Origin of the sequence: Pseudomonas putida, from assembly GCF_001976065.1 — a bacterium.
In the GTDB taxonomy this organism is placed as follows: domain Bacteria; phylum Pseudomonadota; class Gammaproteobacteria; order Pseudomonadales; family Pseudomonadaceae; genus Aquipseudomonas; species Aquipseudomonas serbica.
In genome coordinates this window covers 507,450-522,145 of the sequence record NZ_MNAH01000003.1, presented here as the reverse complement: position 1 = coordinate 522,145, position 14,696 = coordinate 507,450, and the positions used below count along the sequence as shown (strand labels likewise).

The 14,696-nt window shown below is 61.5% G+C and carries 15 protein-coding genes; 7 read left to right on the top strand and 8 right to left on the bottom strand.

The features are described from left to right. Nucleotides 1–64 precede the first annotated feature (64 nt). Entirely contained in the window at nt 65–1,177 is a 1,113-nt protein-coding gene (gene dspII, locus BKX96_RS13570; RefSeq protein ID WP_046816742.1) for an enoyl-CoA hydratase/isomerase DspII, read from the bottom strand. A gap of 133 nt (nt 1,178–1,310) precedes the next feature. Here dspII and ung point away from each other — a divergent pair, with 133 nt between their 5' ends. Beyond that, nucleotides 1,311–2,009 carry a uracil-DNA glycosylase gene (gene ung / locus BKX96_RS13565; protein WP_046816743.1) on the top strand — a complete coding sequence of 233 codons (699 nt, stop codon included), beginning with the start codon at nt 1,311–1,313 and terminating at the stop codon, nt 2,007–2,009. Between the two features lie 112 nt (nt 2,010–2,121). Here the strand turns inward: ung and BKX96_RS13560 are convergent, their stop codons facing one another. Genes BKX96_RS13560 through BKX96_RS13545 form a run of 4 tightly spaced genes read right to left on the bottom strand, consistent with a single transcriptional unit; the run spans nt 2,122 to nt 6,166 of the window. Beyond that, nucleotides 2,122–3,162, bottom strand: coding sequence for an AbrB family transcriptional regulator (locus BKX96_RS13560; RefSeq protein WP_077184199.1), 1,041 nt, complete (start codon nt 3,160–3,162; stop codon nt 2,122–2,124). After that, on the bottom strand, nt 3,155–4,669 hold the full coding sequence (locus BKX96_RS13555) for a tripartite tricarboxylate transporter permease (RefSeq protein ID WP_046816745.1): 1,515 nt from the start codon (nt 4,667–4,669) through the stop codon (nt 3,155–3,157). The genes BKX96_RS13560 and BKX96_RS13555 overlap by 8 nt, the downstream gene beginning before the upstream one ends. Before the next feature lies 1 nt (nt 4,670). Further along, nucleotides 4,671–5,129, bottom strand: a complete 459-nt coding sequence (locus BKX96_RS13550) for a tripartite tricarboxylate transporter TctB family protein (protein WP_046816746.1) — start codon at nt 5,127–5,129, stop codon at nt 4,671–4,673. A 59-nt stretch (nt 5,130–5,188) separates the two neighbouring features. Beyond that, nucleotides 5,189–6,166, bottom strand: a complete 978-nt coding sequence (locus BKX96_RS13545) for a Bug family tripartite tricarboxylate transporter substrate binding protein (protein WP_077184197.1) — start codon at nt 6,164–6,166, stop codon at nt 5,189–5,191. A gap of 391 nt (nt 6,167–6,557) precedes the next feature. Here BKX96_RS13545 and tctD point away from each other — a divergent pair, with 391 nt between their 5' ends. Together tctD and tctE are read left to right on the top strand one after the other, a co-directional pair. After that, the gene (gene tctD / locus BKX96_RS13535) at nt 6,558–7,229 is read left to right on the top strand and encodes a two-component system response regulator TctD (protein WP_077184193.1); all 672 of its coding nucleotides are present in this window, start codon (nt 6,558–6,560) and stop codon (nt 7,227–7,229) included. Beyond that, nucleotides 7,222–8,610, top strand: a complete 1,389-nt coding sequence (gene tctE / locus BKX96_RS13530) for a two-component system sensor histidine kinase TctE (RefSeq protein ID WP_077184191.1) — start codon at nt 7,222–7,224, stop codon at nt 8,608–8,610. The genes tctD and tctE overlap by 8 nt, the downstream gene beginning before the upstream one ends. Nucleotides 8,611–8,713: 103 nt before the next feature. Here the strand turns inward: tctE and BKX96_RS13525 are convergent, their stop codons facing one another. Next, nucleotides 8,714–9,535, bottom strand: a complete 822-nt coding sequence (locus BKX96_RS13525) for an HDOD domain-containing protein (protein ID WP_046816750.1) — start codon at nt 9,533–9,535, stop codon at nt 8,714–8,716. A gap of 35 nt (nt 9,536–9,570) precedes the next feature. Then, nucleotides 9,571–10,512 carry a CAF17-like 4Fe-4S cluster assembly/insertion protein YgfZ gene (gene ygfZ / locus BKX96_RS13520; RefSeq protein WP_046816751.1) on the bottom strand — a complete coding sequence of 314 codons (942 nt, stop codon included), beginning with the start codon at nt 10,510–10,512 and terminating at the stop codon, nt 9,571–9,573. Nucleotides 10,513–10,660: 148 nt separating this feature from the next. On the opposite strand from ygfZ, the gene BKX96_RS13515 reads away from it, so the two are divergent. Next, nucleotides 10,661–10,915 carry an FAD assembly factor SdhE gene (locus BKX96_RS13515; RefSeq protein ID WP_007898624.1) on the top strand — a complete coding sequence of 85 codons (255 nt, stop codon included), beginning with the start codon at nt 10,661–10,663 and terminating at the stop codon, nt 10,913–10,915. Beyond that, nucleotides 10,899–11,351 (top strand): protein YgfX, encoded by a 453-nt coding sequence (locus BKX96_RS13510; protein WP_077184189.1) that lies wholly within the window; start codon nt 10,899–10,901, stop codon nt 11,349–11,351. The genes BKX96_RS13515 and BKX96_RS13510 overlap by 17 nt, the downstream gene beginning before the upstream one ends. Here BKX96_RS13510 and nadB read toward each other — a convergent pair. Beyond that, a complete protein-coding gene (gene nadB, locus BKX96_RS13505) occupies nt 11,320–12,936 on the bottom strand; it encodes an L-aspartate oxidase (RefSeq protein WP_046816753.1) in 1,617 nt (538 codons plus the stop codon). The genes BKX96_RS13510 and nadB overlap by 32 nt on opposite strands. Nucleotides 12,937–13,493: 557 nt before the next feature. Here nadB and rpoE point away from each other — a divergent pair. Together rpoE and BKX96_RS13495 are read left to right on the top strand one after the other, a co-directional pair. Next, a complete protein-coding gene (gene rpoE / locus BKX96_RS13500; protein WP_003172477.1) occupies nt 13,494–14,075 on the top strand; it encodes an RNA polymerase sigma factor RpoE/AlgU in 582 nt (193 codons plus the stop codon). A gap of 31 nt (nt 14,076–14,106) precedes the next feature. Continuing rightward, nucleotides 14,107–14,694, top strand: a complete 588-nt coding sequence (locus BKX96_RS13495) for a sigma-E factor negative regulatory protein (RefSeq protein WP_077184187.1) — start codon at nt 14,107–14,109, stop codon at nt 14,692–14,694. Nucleotides 14,695–14,696: the final 2 nt, after the last annotated feature.

Here is a 14,696-nt window from a genome sequence, read left to right as displayed (position 1 = left end):
GTCAGGAAACGTTAATGTCGACTGTCACTCCGCCTTCGCGAGCAAGCCCGCTCCCACATTTGGTTCAGTAATCCGACAGATCCGCCAACGGATGACGACCTTCCCAGACCTTGTGGAAATGCGCCTCTACCACCGCATCCGGCACGTTGTTGACGTCCGGCCAATGCCAGTGGGGTTTCTGGTCCTTATCGATCAACCGTGCGCGCACGCCCTCGCTGAATTCGGGATGGCGACAGCAGTTGAGGCTCAGGGTGTATTCCATCTCGAAGACTTGCGCCAGCGACAGGTGGCGGGCTCGTTTGATCTGTTCCCAGACCAGATGCGCGGTCAGCGGCGAGCCTTCGATCAGGTTGCGCGCGGCGCGGTTGAGCAGCGGGTCGGCGTGATCGCGCAGGGCGGCGATGGCCTTCCAGGCACAGCGCACATCACTGACGTCCAGCAGTTCATCGATCTGCTGGCGGCGAGGCAGCCACTGGGCTTCGGGCATCTGCGCAACGGCCTCCTGCTGCAAGGCCTTGAGCAGGCTGTTGAGTTGCATCGGCGTCTGTTCCTGCCAGTTCAACTGCAGCAGGCCTTCGATCAGCTGTGGCTGCTGCTCGTCGAGCAGGAAACGATCAGCCAGGTCGAGATCGATCGCATCGCGACCGTTCATGTGGGCACCGGTCAAGCCCAGAAACAATCCGAGTTTGCCGGGCAAGCGTGACAGGAACCAGCTGGCGCCGACGTCCGGGTACAGGCCGATGGTGATCTCCGGCATGGCCAGCCGGCTGCTCGGGGTGACAATCCGAATGCTCGCTCCCTGCAACAGCCCCATGCCGCCCCCCAGCACATAGCCGTGGCCCCAGCAGATCAGCGGTTTTGGATAGGTATGCAGACTGAAGTCCAGGCGATATTCCGCGGCGAAGAAATTTGCGGCCAAGGGGGGGACTTCGCCCGGATGGGCGCGACAGGCCTCGACCAGGCTGCGCACTTCGCCGCCGGCACAGAAGGCCTTGATGCCGTGACCGCGCAGCATCACGCAAACGATTTGCGGTTCCTTGGCCCAGGCGTCCAACCTGTCGCGCAGGGCGTTGATCATCGGCAGGGACAGGGCGTTCAACGATTGCTCGGCATCCAGTGTGGCAATGCCGATGCGGGCGCCGTCAGTGCCGGTGAGTTCTTCGAAATGCAGATTCATCGGTGACCTCGCTGGGGAATTTGAGGGTTAAGTATGATCGCTGTGTGGGAAAGTGCCGGATCTGTGTCAGATCAATTGACAAGCGTGATGGGCTTTCCTAGGGTTCGCCCCATTGTTTTTGCCGGATGTAACCATGACTGCTGACGACCGTATCAAACTCGAACCGAGCTGGAAGGAGGCACTGCGTGCCGAATTCGACCGGCCCTACATGGCAGAGTTGCGAAAATTCCTCCAGGACGAGCGGGCGGCGGGCAAGGAAATCTATCCGCCGGGGCCGATGATCTTCAACGCGCTCAATTCCACGCCGCTGGACAAGGTCAAGGTGGTCATTCTCGGCCAGGACCCCTATCACGGCCCGGGCCAGGCGCACGGCCTGTGTTTCTCGGTACAACCGGGCGTGCCGGCGCCGCCGTCGCTGGTCAATATCTATAAAGAATTGAAGCGCGACCTGAACATCGACATCCCCAGCCATGGCTACCTGCAAAGCTGGGCCGAGCAGGGCGTGTTGATGCTCAATACCACCATGACCGTGGAGCGTGCCAACGCCAACGCGCACAAGGACAAGGGGTGGCAGTTTTTCACCGACCGGATCATTGAAGTGGTCAGCCAGCAGCAACCGCATCTGGTGTTCATGCTGTGGGGCGCCCATGCCCAGAGCAAACAAAAGCTGATCGATGCCACCAAGCACCTGGTGCTGACCTCGGTGCACCCGTCACCGCTGTCGGCCTATCGCGGCTTCCTCGGGTGCGGGCATTTCAGCCGGACCAACAAGTTCCTGGAGCAGAATGGCGAGACGCCGATCGAGTGGCGCTTGCCACCGGTCGTCCAATGATCGTTCCCACGCTCTGCGTGGGAATGCCTCAACGGACGCTCCGCGTTCGCCTCTGAATGGGACGCAGAGCGTCCCGGGCTGCATTCCCACGCAGAGCGTGGGAACGATCAGGTCAGGAGGACTCTGGATTGCGGTTCCAGTACTTGAACAACGGCTCCGCCAGAAACAACACGAACAACAGCCGCATCACCTGCATCGCCGTTACCAGCGGCACCGACAATTGCAGGGTTTCGGCGGTCAGGCTCATCTCGGCAATCCCGCCGGGCATCATGCCCAGCGTCAGCGAGCGCAGATCCAGGTGAGTCAGCGCACTCAAGCCCAGCGCTGCCGCCGTGGCGATCAACATGGTCAACACCGTGCCGATCAAGGTCCGGCCCATGAACGACGGCGCGCGCCGGAAAAACTGACGATTGAAGTGACACCCCAGGCCGCTGCCGATCAGCCATTGGCCGATCTGGCTGCCACCGTTGGGCAAGCCGATGTGCAGGTCCCAACCAATGCTCACCGATGCGCTCACCAGCAAGGGACCGAACAGCCAGGGATTGGGTTGACGCAGTCGTTCCAAGACCCAGGCCGCCACCGCCCCTGCCGGTATCAACACCGCCAGCCAGCCCCAATCGATGCTGCCGGCGTGGGCAATCGGCGCACCGTCACCCAACAAGTATTTGAAGGCCGCCGGTACGCAAAGCACGACCACCAATACCCGCAAGCTTTGCCCGGCCGCGACCCGACTGAGCACCGCACCGTTGCGTGCGCCAAGATTGACCATCTCCCCGGAACCACCGGGCATGCTGGAAAAGAACGCCGTGGCGCGATCTTCACCCGTGCGACGCATCAGCCACACGCCGACGACCGCTGACAGGCTGGTGACCAGGGCGCCGAAGAAGATCAGGCCGAAATGGCTCAGCACCTGCTCCATCACCACCGGGGTGAAGTGCAGGCCGATGCCGATGCCGATGATCCACTGGCCGCACTTGCGCCCGCCAGGAATTTCCGCCAGTTGCCAGGGTGTCAGGCAGCGCACCAGGATGATCGCCAGCAACGAGCCGACCATCCACGGTAAAGGCCAGCCGACCTGGCTGGCGAGATAACCGCCCAGCAGGCCGACCAGCGGGGTTCCCCACCAGAGTATGAAGGGGGACCGATCAGACATCGGCGATAGCGCGTTGCGCGGCCGAACGTTTGCGCCAGATGCGGATAAGCGGCATCAACAGCATGATCGCCGTCAGGACCCAGCAACCGAAAGTGATCGGGCTAGACCAGAGGATTTCCAGCGCACCGTTGGAAATCGACAGGGCACGACGCAGGTTCTGTTCCATCAGGCCGCCGAGAATGAAACCCAGCAACACGGGCGACAGTGGGAAGTCCAGCTTGCGCAGAATGTAGCCGAAGATGCCGATGCCGATCATCAGGAACAGGTCGAAGGTGGTGGCGTGCACCGCATAGACGCCGATCCCGGTAATGATCGCGATCACCGGCACCAGCGCCCAGTTCGGCACGGCGAGGATACGGGTGAAGATGCGGATCATCGGAATGTTGAGGATCACCAGCATCACGTTGGCGATGAACAACGAGGCGATCAGGCCCCAGACGATGTCCGGTTGCTGTTGGAACAGCAGCGGGCCGGGGGTGATGTTGTACAGCGACAGGGCGCCGATCATCACCGCCGTGGTGCCCGAGCCCGGAACGCCGAGGGTCAGCATCGGCACCAGGGCACCGCAGGCCGCGCCACCGATGGCGGTTTCCGGGGCCGCGAGGCCACGCATGTCACCCTGGCCGAACGTGCCCTTGGCGCCCGCCATGCGTTTTTCGGTCATGTAGGCCACGGCACTGGCCAGGGTCGCACCGGCACCCGGCAATACGCCCATGATGAAACCCAGGACGCCGCAACGAAGGTTCACCACGAACACCGACGCCGCTTCCTTGAAGTTGAACATCATGCGGCCGGTGGCTTTCACCGCTTCCTGGCCGTGGTGGGTTTTCTCCAGCAACAGCAGGATTTCACTGATGGAGAACAGGCCCAGCACCAGTACCACGAACTGAATGCCGTCGGTGAGGTGGATGTTGTCCCCGGTGAAGCGGTACACGCCGCTGTTGGCGTCGATGCCGACGGTCGACAGGAACAGGCCGATCAGCGCCGCGATGAAGGTTTTCAGCGGGCGGTCACCGGCCATGCCGCCAAGACAGACAATGGCGAACACCATCAGCACGAAGTATTCCGCCGGGCCGAAGGCGATCGCCCATTTCGCCAGCAGCGGGGCGAACAGCACCATGCCGCAGGTGGCGATGAAGGCACCGATGAACGAGCTCCACGCCGACAGCGACAACGCCACGCCGGCCAGGCCTTTGCGGGCCATCGGGTAGCCATCGAGGGTGGTCATCACGGTGGAAGCTTCGCCCGGAATGTTCAGCAGGATCGAACTGATCCGGCCGCCGTATTCGCAACCCAGGTACACCGCCGCCAGCAGGATCAGTGCCGACTCCGGTGGCAGACCGAGAGCGAAGGCGATGGGGATCAGCAGCGCCACGCCGTTGATCGGCCCCAGGCCCGGCAGCAGGCCGACCACGGTGCCGATCAGGGTGCCGCAGAGTGCGGTCACCAGGTTGTACGGGCTCAGCGCGACGCCGAAGCCCTGACCCAAATAGCCAAGAGTATCCATATCAGTTCTCCAGAACGTCGAGCACGCCAAGTGGCAGTGGCACGTCCATCAACTTGTCGAACAGCAGGTAGAGGCCGACGGCCATCAGGCTGATGATCACGATGCTTGGCACCCAGCGACCGCCATACAGACGAGCCATGGGCACGCCGATCAGGATGCTGGCGACGATGAAACCCAGCGGTTCGAAGGTGCCGGCGAACACCAGTAGCAGCGCTACGCAGATGCCGATCTTGGTCAGGGTTTCGCGATCCAGCGGCGGCTCGTCTTCGCTGTGCTTGATCGGAGCCGGACGGAACACCATGTACAACAGCGCTGAGCCCATCAGGCCAAGCATCAACAGCGGAAAGGCCCGAGGCCCCACCGGTTCGTAGGAAAAAGCCGCTTGATACGGCCAGGCCATCAGCGCGAGGCCGAGACAGGCCAGCAACAGCACCGAAGCAAAAATGCGTTGTAAGAGCATGGGGGAACTCCTGTGCCGCGACTCCGCCAAACGGAGTCGCAGCCGCTAGACAGAGGCGATCACTGGATCAGGCCGAACTCTTTGGCCAGCACTTTGTAGTCCGCAACCTGTTTCTTCACGTAGGTGTCCAGTTCCGGGCCGGTCATGGCGAACGGGAACAGTTCACGCTGATCGCGCAGCTTGGCGAACTCGGGGGAGGCCAGCAGTTTGTCGAAGGAGTCTTTCCACCAGGCATAGTCTTCGTCGCTGACTTTTGGCCCGAGGTAGAAGCCGCGCACCACTGGCCAGACGATGTCGTAGCCTTGCTCGCGGGCGGTCGGAATGTCTTTCATCTCCGGCTCGTCCAGGCGCTTGTCGGAGAACACTGCCAGCAGGCGCATGTCGCCGCTCTGGATGTGCGGCATGGAGTCGGAGATGTCGGTGCTGCCGACCTGGATGTGGCCGCCGAGCAGGGCGGTGGCGATTTCACCGCCGCCTTCGAGGGCGACGTAACGCAGGTCACGCGGGTTGATCCCGGCGGCCTTGGCGATCAGCGCGGTCTGCATCCAGTCCTGGCTGCCGACGGTGCCGCCGGAACCGATCACCACTTTGCTCGGATCTTTCTTCAGCGCCTGCACCAGATCGTCCAGGGTCTTGTAGGGCGAATCGCTTTTCACTGCGATGGCGCCGTAGCTGGTGCCGACGGCGGCCAGCCAGCGCACGTTGGTTTCATCGAAACGACCGAACTTGCCCTGGGCCAGGTTCAGCAACGAACCGCTGGACCAGGCCACCAGCGTGCCGGCATCCGCCGGGCGCTGGGCGACCACTGCGTTATAGGCCACTGCGCCGACACCGCCGGGCATGTAGGTCACGCGCATCGGCTTGGTCAGCAGCTTTTCGTTGACCAGCGCGCTCTGCGCCAGTTTGCAGGTCAGGTCGAAACCGCCGCCGGGCGAGGCCGGGGCGATGCATTCCGGGCGCTTGGGCTCGGCCATCAGTTGGCCGGCAAACAGCATGCAGCTGGCGGCGAGGGCGAAACGGCGCAGTGATCGATTCATGTTTGTCTCCACAGGAGTTTTTGTTTTTGGGGGATGTTTCAGATGCAGCGGTTTCGCTTCGCGCAGTCGATAACGGCGCCGGCAAGCGTAAACGACGGGGAGCGGGAAAAGGGGCGGGGTGGGCAAATCTGGCGCTGGCTGGACAGCATGGCGAAGTACCTCATTATTGTTCTTATTGGCGAAAACGCATCGAGGCGTTTTTCGGGAGCTACATTTCAAAGCACGATCGATGGCTGTGATCGAAACCATCCGTGGGTCGACTCTAACGGTCGAACCTTTCGCTAACCTTTCATCGGGCTTTCACGGTTTTTCGGGCTTCACAGAGGCGGACGCCGCTGTAAACTCCGCGCCAAAGAATGGCGTCGACCATCCCTGAACGAGGTAATGATCCATGCGTGTCCTGCTCGTCGAAGACCATCTGCAGCTCGCCGAAAGCGTCGCCCAGGCGCTCAAGAGCACCGGGTTGACCGTGGATGTGCTGCACGATGGCGTCGCGGCCGACCTGGCGCTGAGTAGCGAGGAATACGCCATGGCGATTCTCGACGTCGGCCTGCCGCGCATGGATGGTTTCGAGGTGCTGGCGCGCCTGCGTGCCCGTGGCAAGAACCTTCCGGTGTTGATGCTGACCGCCCGCAGCGACGTCAAGGATCGCGTCCATGGCCTGAACCTGGGCGCCGACGATTACCTGGCCAAGCCTTTCGAGCTCACCGAGCTTGAAGCCCGGGTCAAGGCCCTGTTGCGCCGCAGCGTGTTGGGTGGCGAGCGCCTGCAACGCTGTGGTGTGCTGGCTTACGACCTGGAGACCCGGCGCTTTACCCTTGGTGAAGAATTGCTGACCCTGACCTCCCGCGAGCAGGCCGTACTCGAAGCCCTGATCGCCCGTCCCGGCCGGGTGATGAGCAAGGAGCAACTGGCCTCACAGGTCTTCGGCCTCGACGAAGAAGCCAGTCCTGACGCCATCGAAATCTACGTACACCGCTTGCGCAAGAAACTCGACGGTCACCCGGTGGCCATCGTGACGTTCCGCGGTCTCGGCTATTTGCTGGAAAGCCGTGATGCATAAGGCCAGCAGCCTGCGTTGGCGGTTGTTGTCGAACCTCGCGCTGTTGCTGGTGGTATTGATGCTGGCCAGTGGCTTGAGTGCTTACTGGAACGGGCGCGAAGCGGCCGACACGGCCTATGACCGGACATTGCTGGCCTCGGCGCGGACCATCGCCGCCGGCCTGTCCGAACGTGATGGCAGCCTCAGCCTGGACGTGCCCTACGTGGCCCTCGATACGTTCGCCTACGACAGTGCAGGGCGGATTTTCTACCTGGTCAACGACATCAACCAGAAGCTGATTTCCGGCTACGAAAACCTGCCGCCGCCGCCACCTGGAACTCCGCGCACCGACGACTACCCGGCGCTGGCGCGTTTTTACAACGCGACTTATCGGGGGCAGAACGTGCGCGTGGTCAGCCTGCTCAAGGCTGTCAGCGAGCCGAACATGAACGGCATGGCGGAGATCCGCGTGGCGGAGACCGATGAGGCCCGCGTCAGCATGGCCCGTAGCCTGGCCGGCGACACCCTGTTGCGCCTGGGCATGCTGGCGATTGGCGCCTTGATGGTTGTGTGGTTTGCGGTCAGTGCGGCGCTACGTCCACTGGAGCGTTTGCGTACCGCGGTGGAGGAGCGCCAGCCCGATGACTTGCGGCCGCTGCCCCTGGTCGAAGTGCAGCGAGAGTTGTGGCCTCTGGTGCGTGCGCTCAATCATTTCACCGAGCGACTACGTGGACAGTTCGAAAAACAAGCGCAATTCATCGCCGATGCCGCCCACGAACTGCGCACGCCCTTGGCGGCACTCAAGGCGCGGCTGGAACTGGGCCTGCGCTCGAGCGAGCCGCAAACCTGGCGCAGCACGCTGGAAACTGCCGCCCAGGGCACCGATCGCCTGACCCATCTGGCCAATCAGTTGCTTTCCCTGGCCCGGGTGGAAAACGGTGCCAGGGCGATTGCCGAGGGCGGCGCGCAATTGCTCGACCTCAGTCAATTGGCGCGTGACCTGGGCATGGCCATGGCGCCGCTGGCTCACAAGCGCGGTGTGGCCCTGGCGCTGGAAGCGGACGAACCGGTGTGGTTGCGCGGCGAACCGACGCTGCTCAACGAGCTGTTGAGCAACCTGGTGGATAACGCGCTGGCCCATACGCCTGCCGGCGGCAACGTGATCTTGCGGGTGTCGGCCCCGGCGGTGCTGGAAGTCGAGGACGACGGGCCGGGGATTCCCCTCGATGAGCGTGATCGGGTGTTCGAGCGTTTCTACCGGCGCAATCAGCAGGTGGCGGGTTCAGGCCTGGGGTTGGCGATTGTCGGCGAGATCTGCCGCGCGCACCTGGCGCAGATCAGCCTGCATGACGGAGAGAAGGCGGGGCTGAAGGTGCGGGTGAGTTTTATGGCCGGGGAATGATGGGGGCTGTTCTGGCCTCTTCGCGAGCAAGCCTGCTCCCACATTGAAAGGCATTCCAATGTGGGAGCAGGCTTGCTCGCGAATGGGGCGACGCGGTGTTCGGTCAATAAAACATCAACCGCGTTTCTTCCAGGTCAGCACACATCGCCTTGTTGTCCGGATCGATCCCAAGCTTGACGAAGGCCGGTACGCCAAAGGGGTCGATGCGCGAAATCGGGTGGTCGGTGTCTTTGTGGCAGTACAGGCTGGCCACTTGGACCAGGTCGACATAATCGACCTTCGCGGACTTTCGCTTGAAGTCCAGGTAGTGCCGCGGCACCTGCACCAGCGGCTCCGGAAACTCCCAGACCCGCAGCAGCTTGTCGCCGAGCAATGGATGAATACGGTCGATCACATGGTTGAGGCTGACCGGATCGGACAACAGTTCGTAGTGATCTTCGGCGTACGTCAGGATCGGCAATACCCCGATCTGGTGCACCAGCCCGCCAAGGGCCGCCTGATCAGGCTTGAGCTGGGTGTAGTAGCGGCACAGCGCATAGCTGACGCCGGCGATTTCCAGGCTTTTGCGCCAGACATCGCGCATTTTCTGTTCGACCACGGCGGAGCGTGCATGGAAGATCTGTTCCATGACCAGGCCGATGGCCAGGTTGCTGCTGTAGTTGATGCCCAGCCGCGTGATCGCGGTGTGCAAGTCGGTGACTTCCTGTGCCGCGCGCAGCAATGGGCTGTTGACCACCTTGATCAGCCGCGCTGACAGGGCGGTGTCGCGGCCAATCACTTTGCTCAGGCTACCGATACTGATTTCCGGGTCTTCGGCGGCCTTGCGTATCTGCAAGGCCACTTCCGGTAACGTTGGCAGAACCAGGTCATCGTTATCGATGGCCTCAACCAAATCCTGTTGGACCTTTTCCGCCAGCTCTCTCATTACGCTTCTCTAGGTGTTGCAAAAAAGTACCGCGGTTAACGCTGGATTTCGCGATCGCGGTCCAGTTCATACGGCAGGTCGAGCAGGAGCAGGGCCGGGCCGTCGAGTGCGCCCAGATGAATGTCGCCGCCTTCTGCAGCTTCGGCTTGCAACACGGCCAACAGTTCAATGTGATTGGCGGCATTGGCGGCCAGCACCACTTCACCGATCGAACTGCCGTGACTCGGGGCAAACAGCTGGGTACCGGGTTCCGGGAGTTCGCCGGCATCCAGTTGCAGGCGATACAGGCGGCGCTTGAGTTTGCCCAGGTACTGCATGCGCGCGACGATTTCCTGGCCGGTGTAGCAGCCTTTTTTGAAACTCACGCCACCGACGGCTTGCAGGTTGAGCATCTGCGGGATGAACAGCTCGCGGGTGCTTGGCATCACCTGGCCGATGCCGGCGCGAATCTGGCCCAGCAGCCAATGATTGAGGTCACCTTCGCGCAGCAGGGCGGACAGCTTGCCCTTGATCCCGTCGGCTTGATCGGCGGCAACCCAGAGTTCGGCGCGTTCGGGCGAGACGCGAATGGCGATCAAGCCGTCATGGCGCACCACGCTGTCGGTCTCTGCCGGCAAATCAAGGCCGAGACTTTTCAACGCCGCATCGCCATGCTCCACGCCGAAACGCACCCAGGCAGCGCTTTCATCAGTCAGTTTGGACTTGGAAAACACCGCGTATTTTTTCAGGTCCGCCAATTGCGGTTCGAGCAACTCGCTGGCCATGGCCAGGAGTACGCCATCACCTTCGAGCAGGATGCGGAAGCTCGACTGCATCCGGCCTTTCTGCGTGCAACGCGCGCCGAGGCTGGCCTGGGTGTCGCTCAGGTAATTGAGGTTGCAGGTCAGTTGGCCTTGCAGGAATTTGCCGGCGTCCGCGCCGCGGACCGCCAGGACACCTTCATGAGACAGCGTGCAGAAAAAAGCGGAATCGGCCATGGGTCATCGCAGGGTAGAGAGTCTGGTGGACATGATAAGGGGCTGCCCTTGAAATGGGTAGTTCACAAAGGTTCGTCGTGCCCGACCAAAGCCGACTGTTCGATGGGGCGCGGGGCTGTATACTTGCGGCCTATTTGAGGAGCGCTCCATGGTCGAAGATGTTGAACTGAATCGCCTCTACTGGCACAGCCGCCGCGGCATGCTTGAGCTTGACGTGCTGCTGGTGCCGTTTGTGAAAGAGGTTTATCCGCACCTCAACGAAGTGGATCGCGCCTGCTACGTCAGGCTGCTCGAATGCGAAGATCAGGACATGTTCGGCTGGTTCATGGAACGCGCCGAATCCGAAGACCCTGAACTTCAGCGCATGGTTCGCATGATCCTGGATCGTGTCCAGCCCAAGTAACGGGTTCGAATGCCGCTGGCATGCCTCACGGCATTTGCTGGCGGCGTATCTTGTGGCCCAGGCGTTCGCGCTGGGTGCTTTGTACCTGCTCGCCATACCGCTCTGGGTCAGTCTGCCCGGTGCCTTGTGCTGTCTGTTGCACGGCGCCTGGACCTTGCCTCGGCAGATTTTACTGACGCACCCACAGGCATTTCGCGGCTTGCGTCGTGACACCGATGGCTGGCAGCTGTGGAATCAGGCGAAGGGATGGCAGCCGGTACAACTGCGTCCGGATAGCCTGGCGTTGCCGTTGATCGTGGTGCTGCGCTTTCGTCTACGCGGTGAGCGGCGGCTCAGGACAATCTGCGTGCCCCGAGACTCGCAGGCGGCGGATCTGCACCGACGCCTGCGAGTACGGCTCAAGTTCAGCCGGCGTAGGTGGGCGGCACCAGGATAGTGTCCCGGGCGACCGGCAGCATGTTCGGGTAGTCGAGGGTGTAGTGCAGGCCGCGACTCTCCTTGCGCTCCATGGCTGACAGGATCATCAGCTCAGCCACCTGGGCGAGGTTGCGCAGTTCGATCAGGTCCCGGCTGACCTTGTAGTTGCTGTAGAACTCGTCGATTTCGTCGAGCAACAGGCGCACCCGGTGTTGCGCCCGCTGCAGGCGCTTGTTGGTGCGCACGATGCCCACGTAGTCCCACATGAACCGGCGCAATTCGTCCCAGTTATGCGCAATGATCACGTCTTCATCGGAATCGGTGACCTGGCTGGCGTCCCAGGCGGGCAGGGCGACCGGGGCCGAGATCTGCGGCAATTGTTCCACGATGTCCGCCGCCGCCGAGCGCGCGTAGACGAAACACTCCAGCAACGAGTTGCTGGCCATGCGGTTGGCACCGTGCAGGCCGGTGAAGCTGGTTTCGCCGATCGCGTACAGCCCTGGCACGTCGGTGCGACCTTGCTGGTCGACCATCACGCCGCCACAGGTGTAGTGCGCCGCCGGCACCACCGGGATCGGCTGTTTGGTGATGTCGATGGAAAACTCGAGGCAGCGTTCGTATACCGTGGGGAAGTGCGTCTTGATGAAGTCTTCGGATTTGTGGCTGATGTCCAGATAGACACAGTCGATGCCAAGCCGCTTCATCTCATGGTCGATGGCCCGGGCGACGATGTCCCGTGGTGCCAGTTCGGCCCTGGGGTCGAAGCGCGGCATGAAGCGTTCGCCATTGGGCAGCTTGAGGTGCGCACCCTCGCCGCGCAGGGCTTCGGTGACCAGGAAGCTCTTGGCTTGCGGGTGGTACAGGCAGGTGGGGTGGAATTGGTTGAATTCCAGGTTCGCCACCCGACAGCCCGAGCGCCAGGCCATGGCGATGCCATCACCGCAGGCGCCGTCGGGGTTGCTGGTATAGAGGTAGACCTTGGCGGCACCGCCGGAGGCGAGGATCACGAAACGGGCGCCGTAGGTGTCGACTTCACCGGTGCCACGGTTGAGCACGTAGGCACCCAGGCAGCGATCGCCTTCAAGGCCCAGGCGCTTTTCGGTAATCAGGTCGACTGCGACCCGCTGTTCCAGCAATTCGATGTTCGGCCGTTGCTGGGCCTGGGTGAGCAGCGTCCGGAAAATCGCCGCGCCGGTGGCATCGGCGGCATGGATGATGCGCCGATGGCTGTGTCCGCCCTCACGGGTCAGGTGGAACTCGAATCCGCCATCTTCGGTGCCGGACTGTTCATCGCGGGTAAACGGCACGCCCTGGTCGATCAGCCATTGAATGGCCTCTCTGCTGTGCTCGACGGTAAAGCGCACGGCATCTTCGTGACATAGCCCGCCACCGGCGTTGAGGGTGTCATCGACGTGAGACTCGACAGTGTCGGTGTCATCCAGTACGGCGGCGACCCCTCCCTGGGCCCAGAACGTCGAGCCATTGGCGAGGTCGCCTTTGCTCAATACGGCGATGCGCAAATGACCGGGCAAGGTCAGCGCAAGGCTCAAGCCGGCAGCACCGCTGCCGATTACCAGGACATCGTGTTGAAACTGTTGGCTCATTTCAGGATTCCGCTCAAAGCGACCCGGGTCGGGGTAGGTGCCAGACATCTGGACAGGCATGCCCGGCAGCCGCACAGCCCACTAGTATATAGAGGGGGGGAGCGGCACAATAGCCGAGCCGATATGGCATTGTGAAACTACTGTGACCGAAAACGGCCGACGCTTCGTCGGATGTTTTTTCCACCGGTTCGGCGACAAGCGAACTGTATCGTGGATTTAACACTCTTTTTCGCTTCAGGGTTGCACAATGTCGATTTCGGGCAGCTATATTTTTTGGAACTTTTGCCAAAGGCCCAAGATCAATAGACGGTTGCCTGAATCAAGGGACAGTGTCGGTTTCATCGCAGGATGGCGGTTGGAATCCTTGCCGGCGAAACCGATGACAAGATTATTCGCGCAGCCGGGGAATCTCGCGCTGCGTTTTTCGTGCGTGCCGAATCAGAGCCCGCAGGAAACTTGCCTGGAGGGGGAGAACTTTTGCGAAAAGCCCGAGTCTATGTTTGCAAGCCCGGTCGTTTAGTAATGCAAGCCTCCTCCGAGCTTATCGAGGAGTGTTCATGCTAACCCAGGAAGAGGATCAGCAGCTGGTCGAACGCGTTCAGCGCGGCGACAAGCGTGCATTCGATCTGCTAGTGCTGAAATACCAGCACAAAATTCTCGGGTTGATCGTGCGTTTTGTGCACGACACCCATGAAGCCCAGGATGTAGCGCAGGAAGCCTTTATCAAGGCCTATCGTGCACTTGGTAATTTTCGCGGAGACAGCGCGTTTTATACGTGGCTTTACCGCATCGCCATCAACACGGCGAAGAACTATCTGGTTTCACGCGGCCGTCGGCCGCCGGATAGCGATGTCAGTTCCGAGGATGCAGAGTTCTACGATGGCGATCATGGCCTCAAGGATCTCGAGTCGCCAGAACGGGCTTTGCTGCGGGATGAGATCGAAGGCACCGTCCATCGAACCATTCAGCAACTGCCAGAAGATTTGCGTACGGCTTTAACTTTACGCGAATTCGATGGTCTGAGTTACGAGGACATTGCGAGCGTCATGCAATGTCCGGTGGGTACCGTGCGCTCCCGGATCTTCCGCGCCCGGGAGGCCATCGATAAAGCCCTGCAGCCGTTGTTGCAGGAAAACTAAAGACAGCGGCGACAGCCAAGAGAGGAACGCCATGAGTCGTGAAGCCCTGCAGGAATCGCTGTCCGCAGTGATGGATAACGAAGCGGACGAATTGGAATTGCGTCGGGTACTGAGTGCCTGTGACGATGTTGAAACCCGTGAAACCTGGGCTCGTTATCAGATCGCTCGGGCAGTGATGCACAAAGACCTGCTGCTTCCACGCCTGGATATTGCCGCGGCTGTTTCTGCTGCATTGGCTGACGAAGCCGTACCGGCAAAAGCCACCCGTGGTCCATGGCGCAGCCTGGGTCGCCTGGCCGTTGCCGCTTCGGTGACCCTGGCGGTATTGGCAGGTGTTCGCCTGTACAACCAGGACGAGATCGCTGGCGTCGAACTGGCGCAGCAATCCACCCAACCTGGCCTGGCAGTTCCACAAGTCAAGGGCCCGGCTGTTCTGGCAGGCTACAATGAGAGTTCGGAAGCCACTGGTCCGATGGCCAATGGTGTATTGCAAGGTCAACCAGGCTGGAATGATCAACGTCTGCCTGGCTACTTGCGCCAACACGCTCAACAGGCTGCACTGAAAGGTACCGAGAGCGCTCTGCCTTACGCTCGTGCAGCAAGCCTGGAAAACCGTTAAGG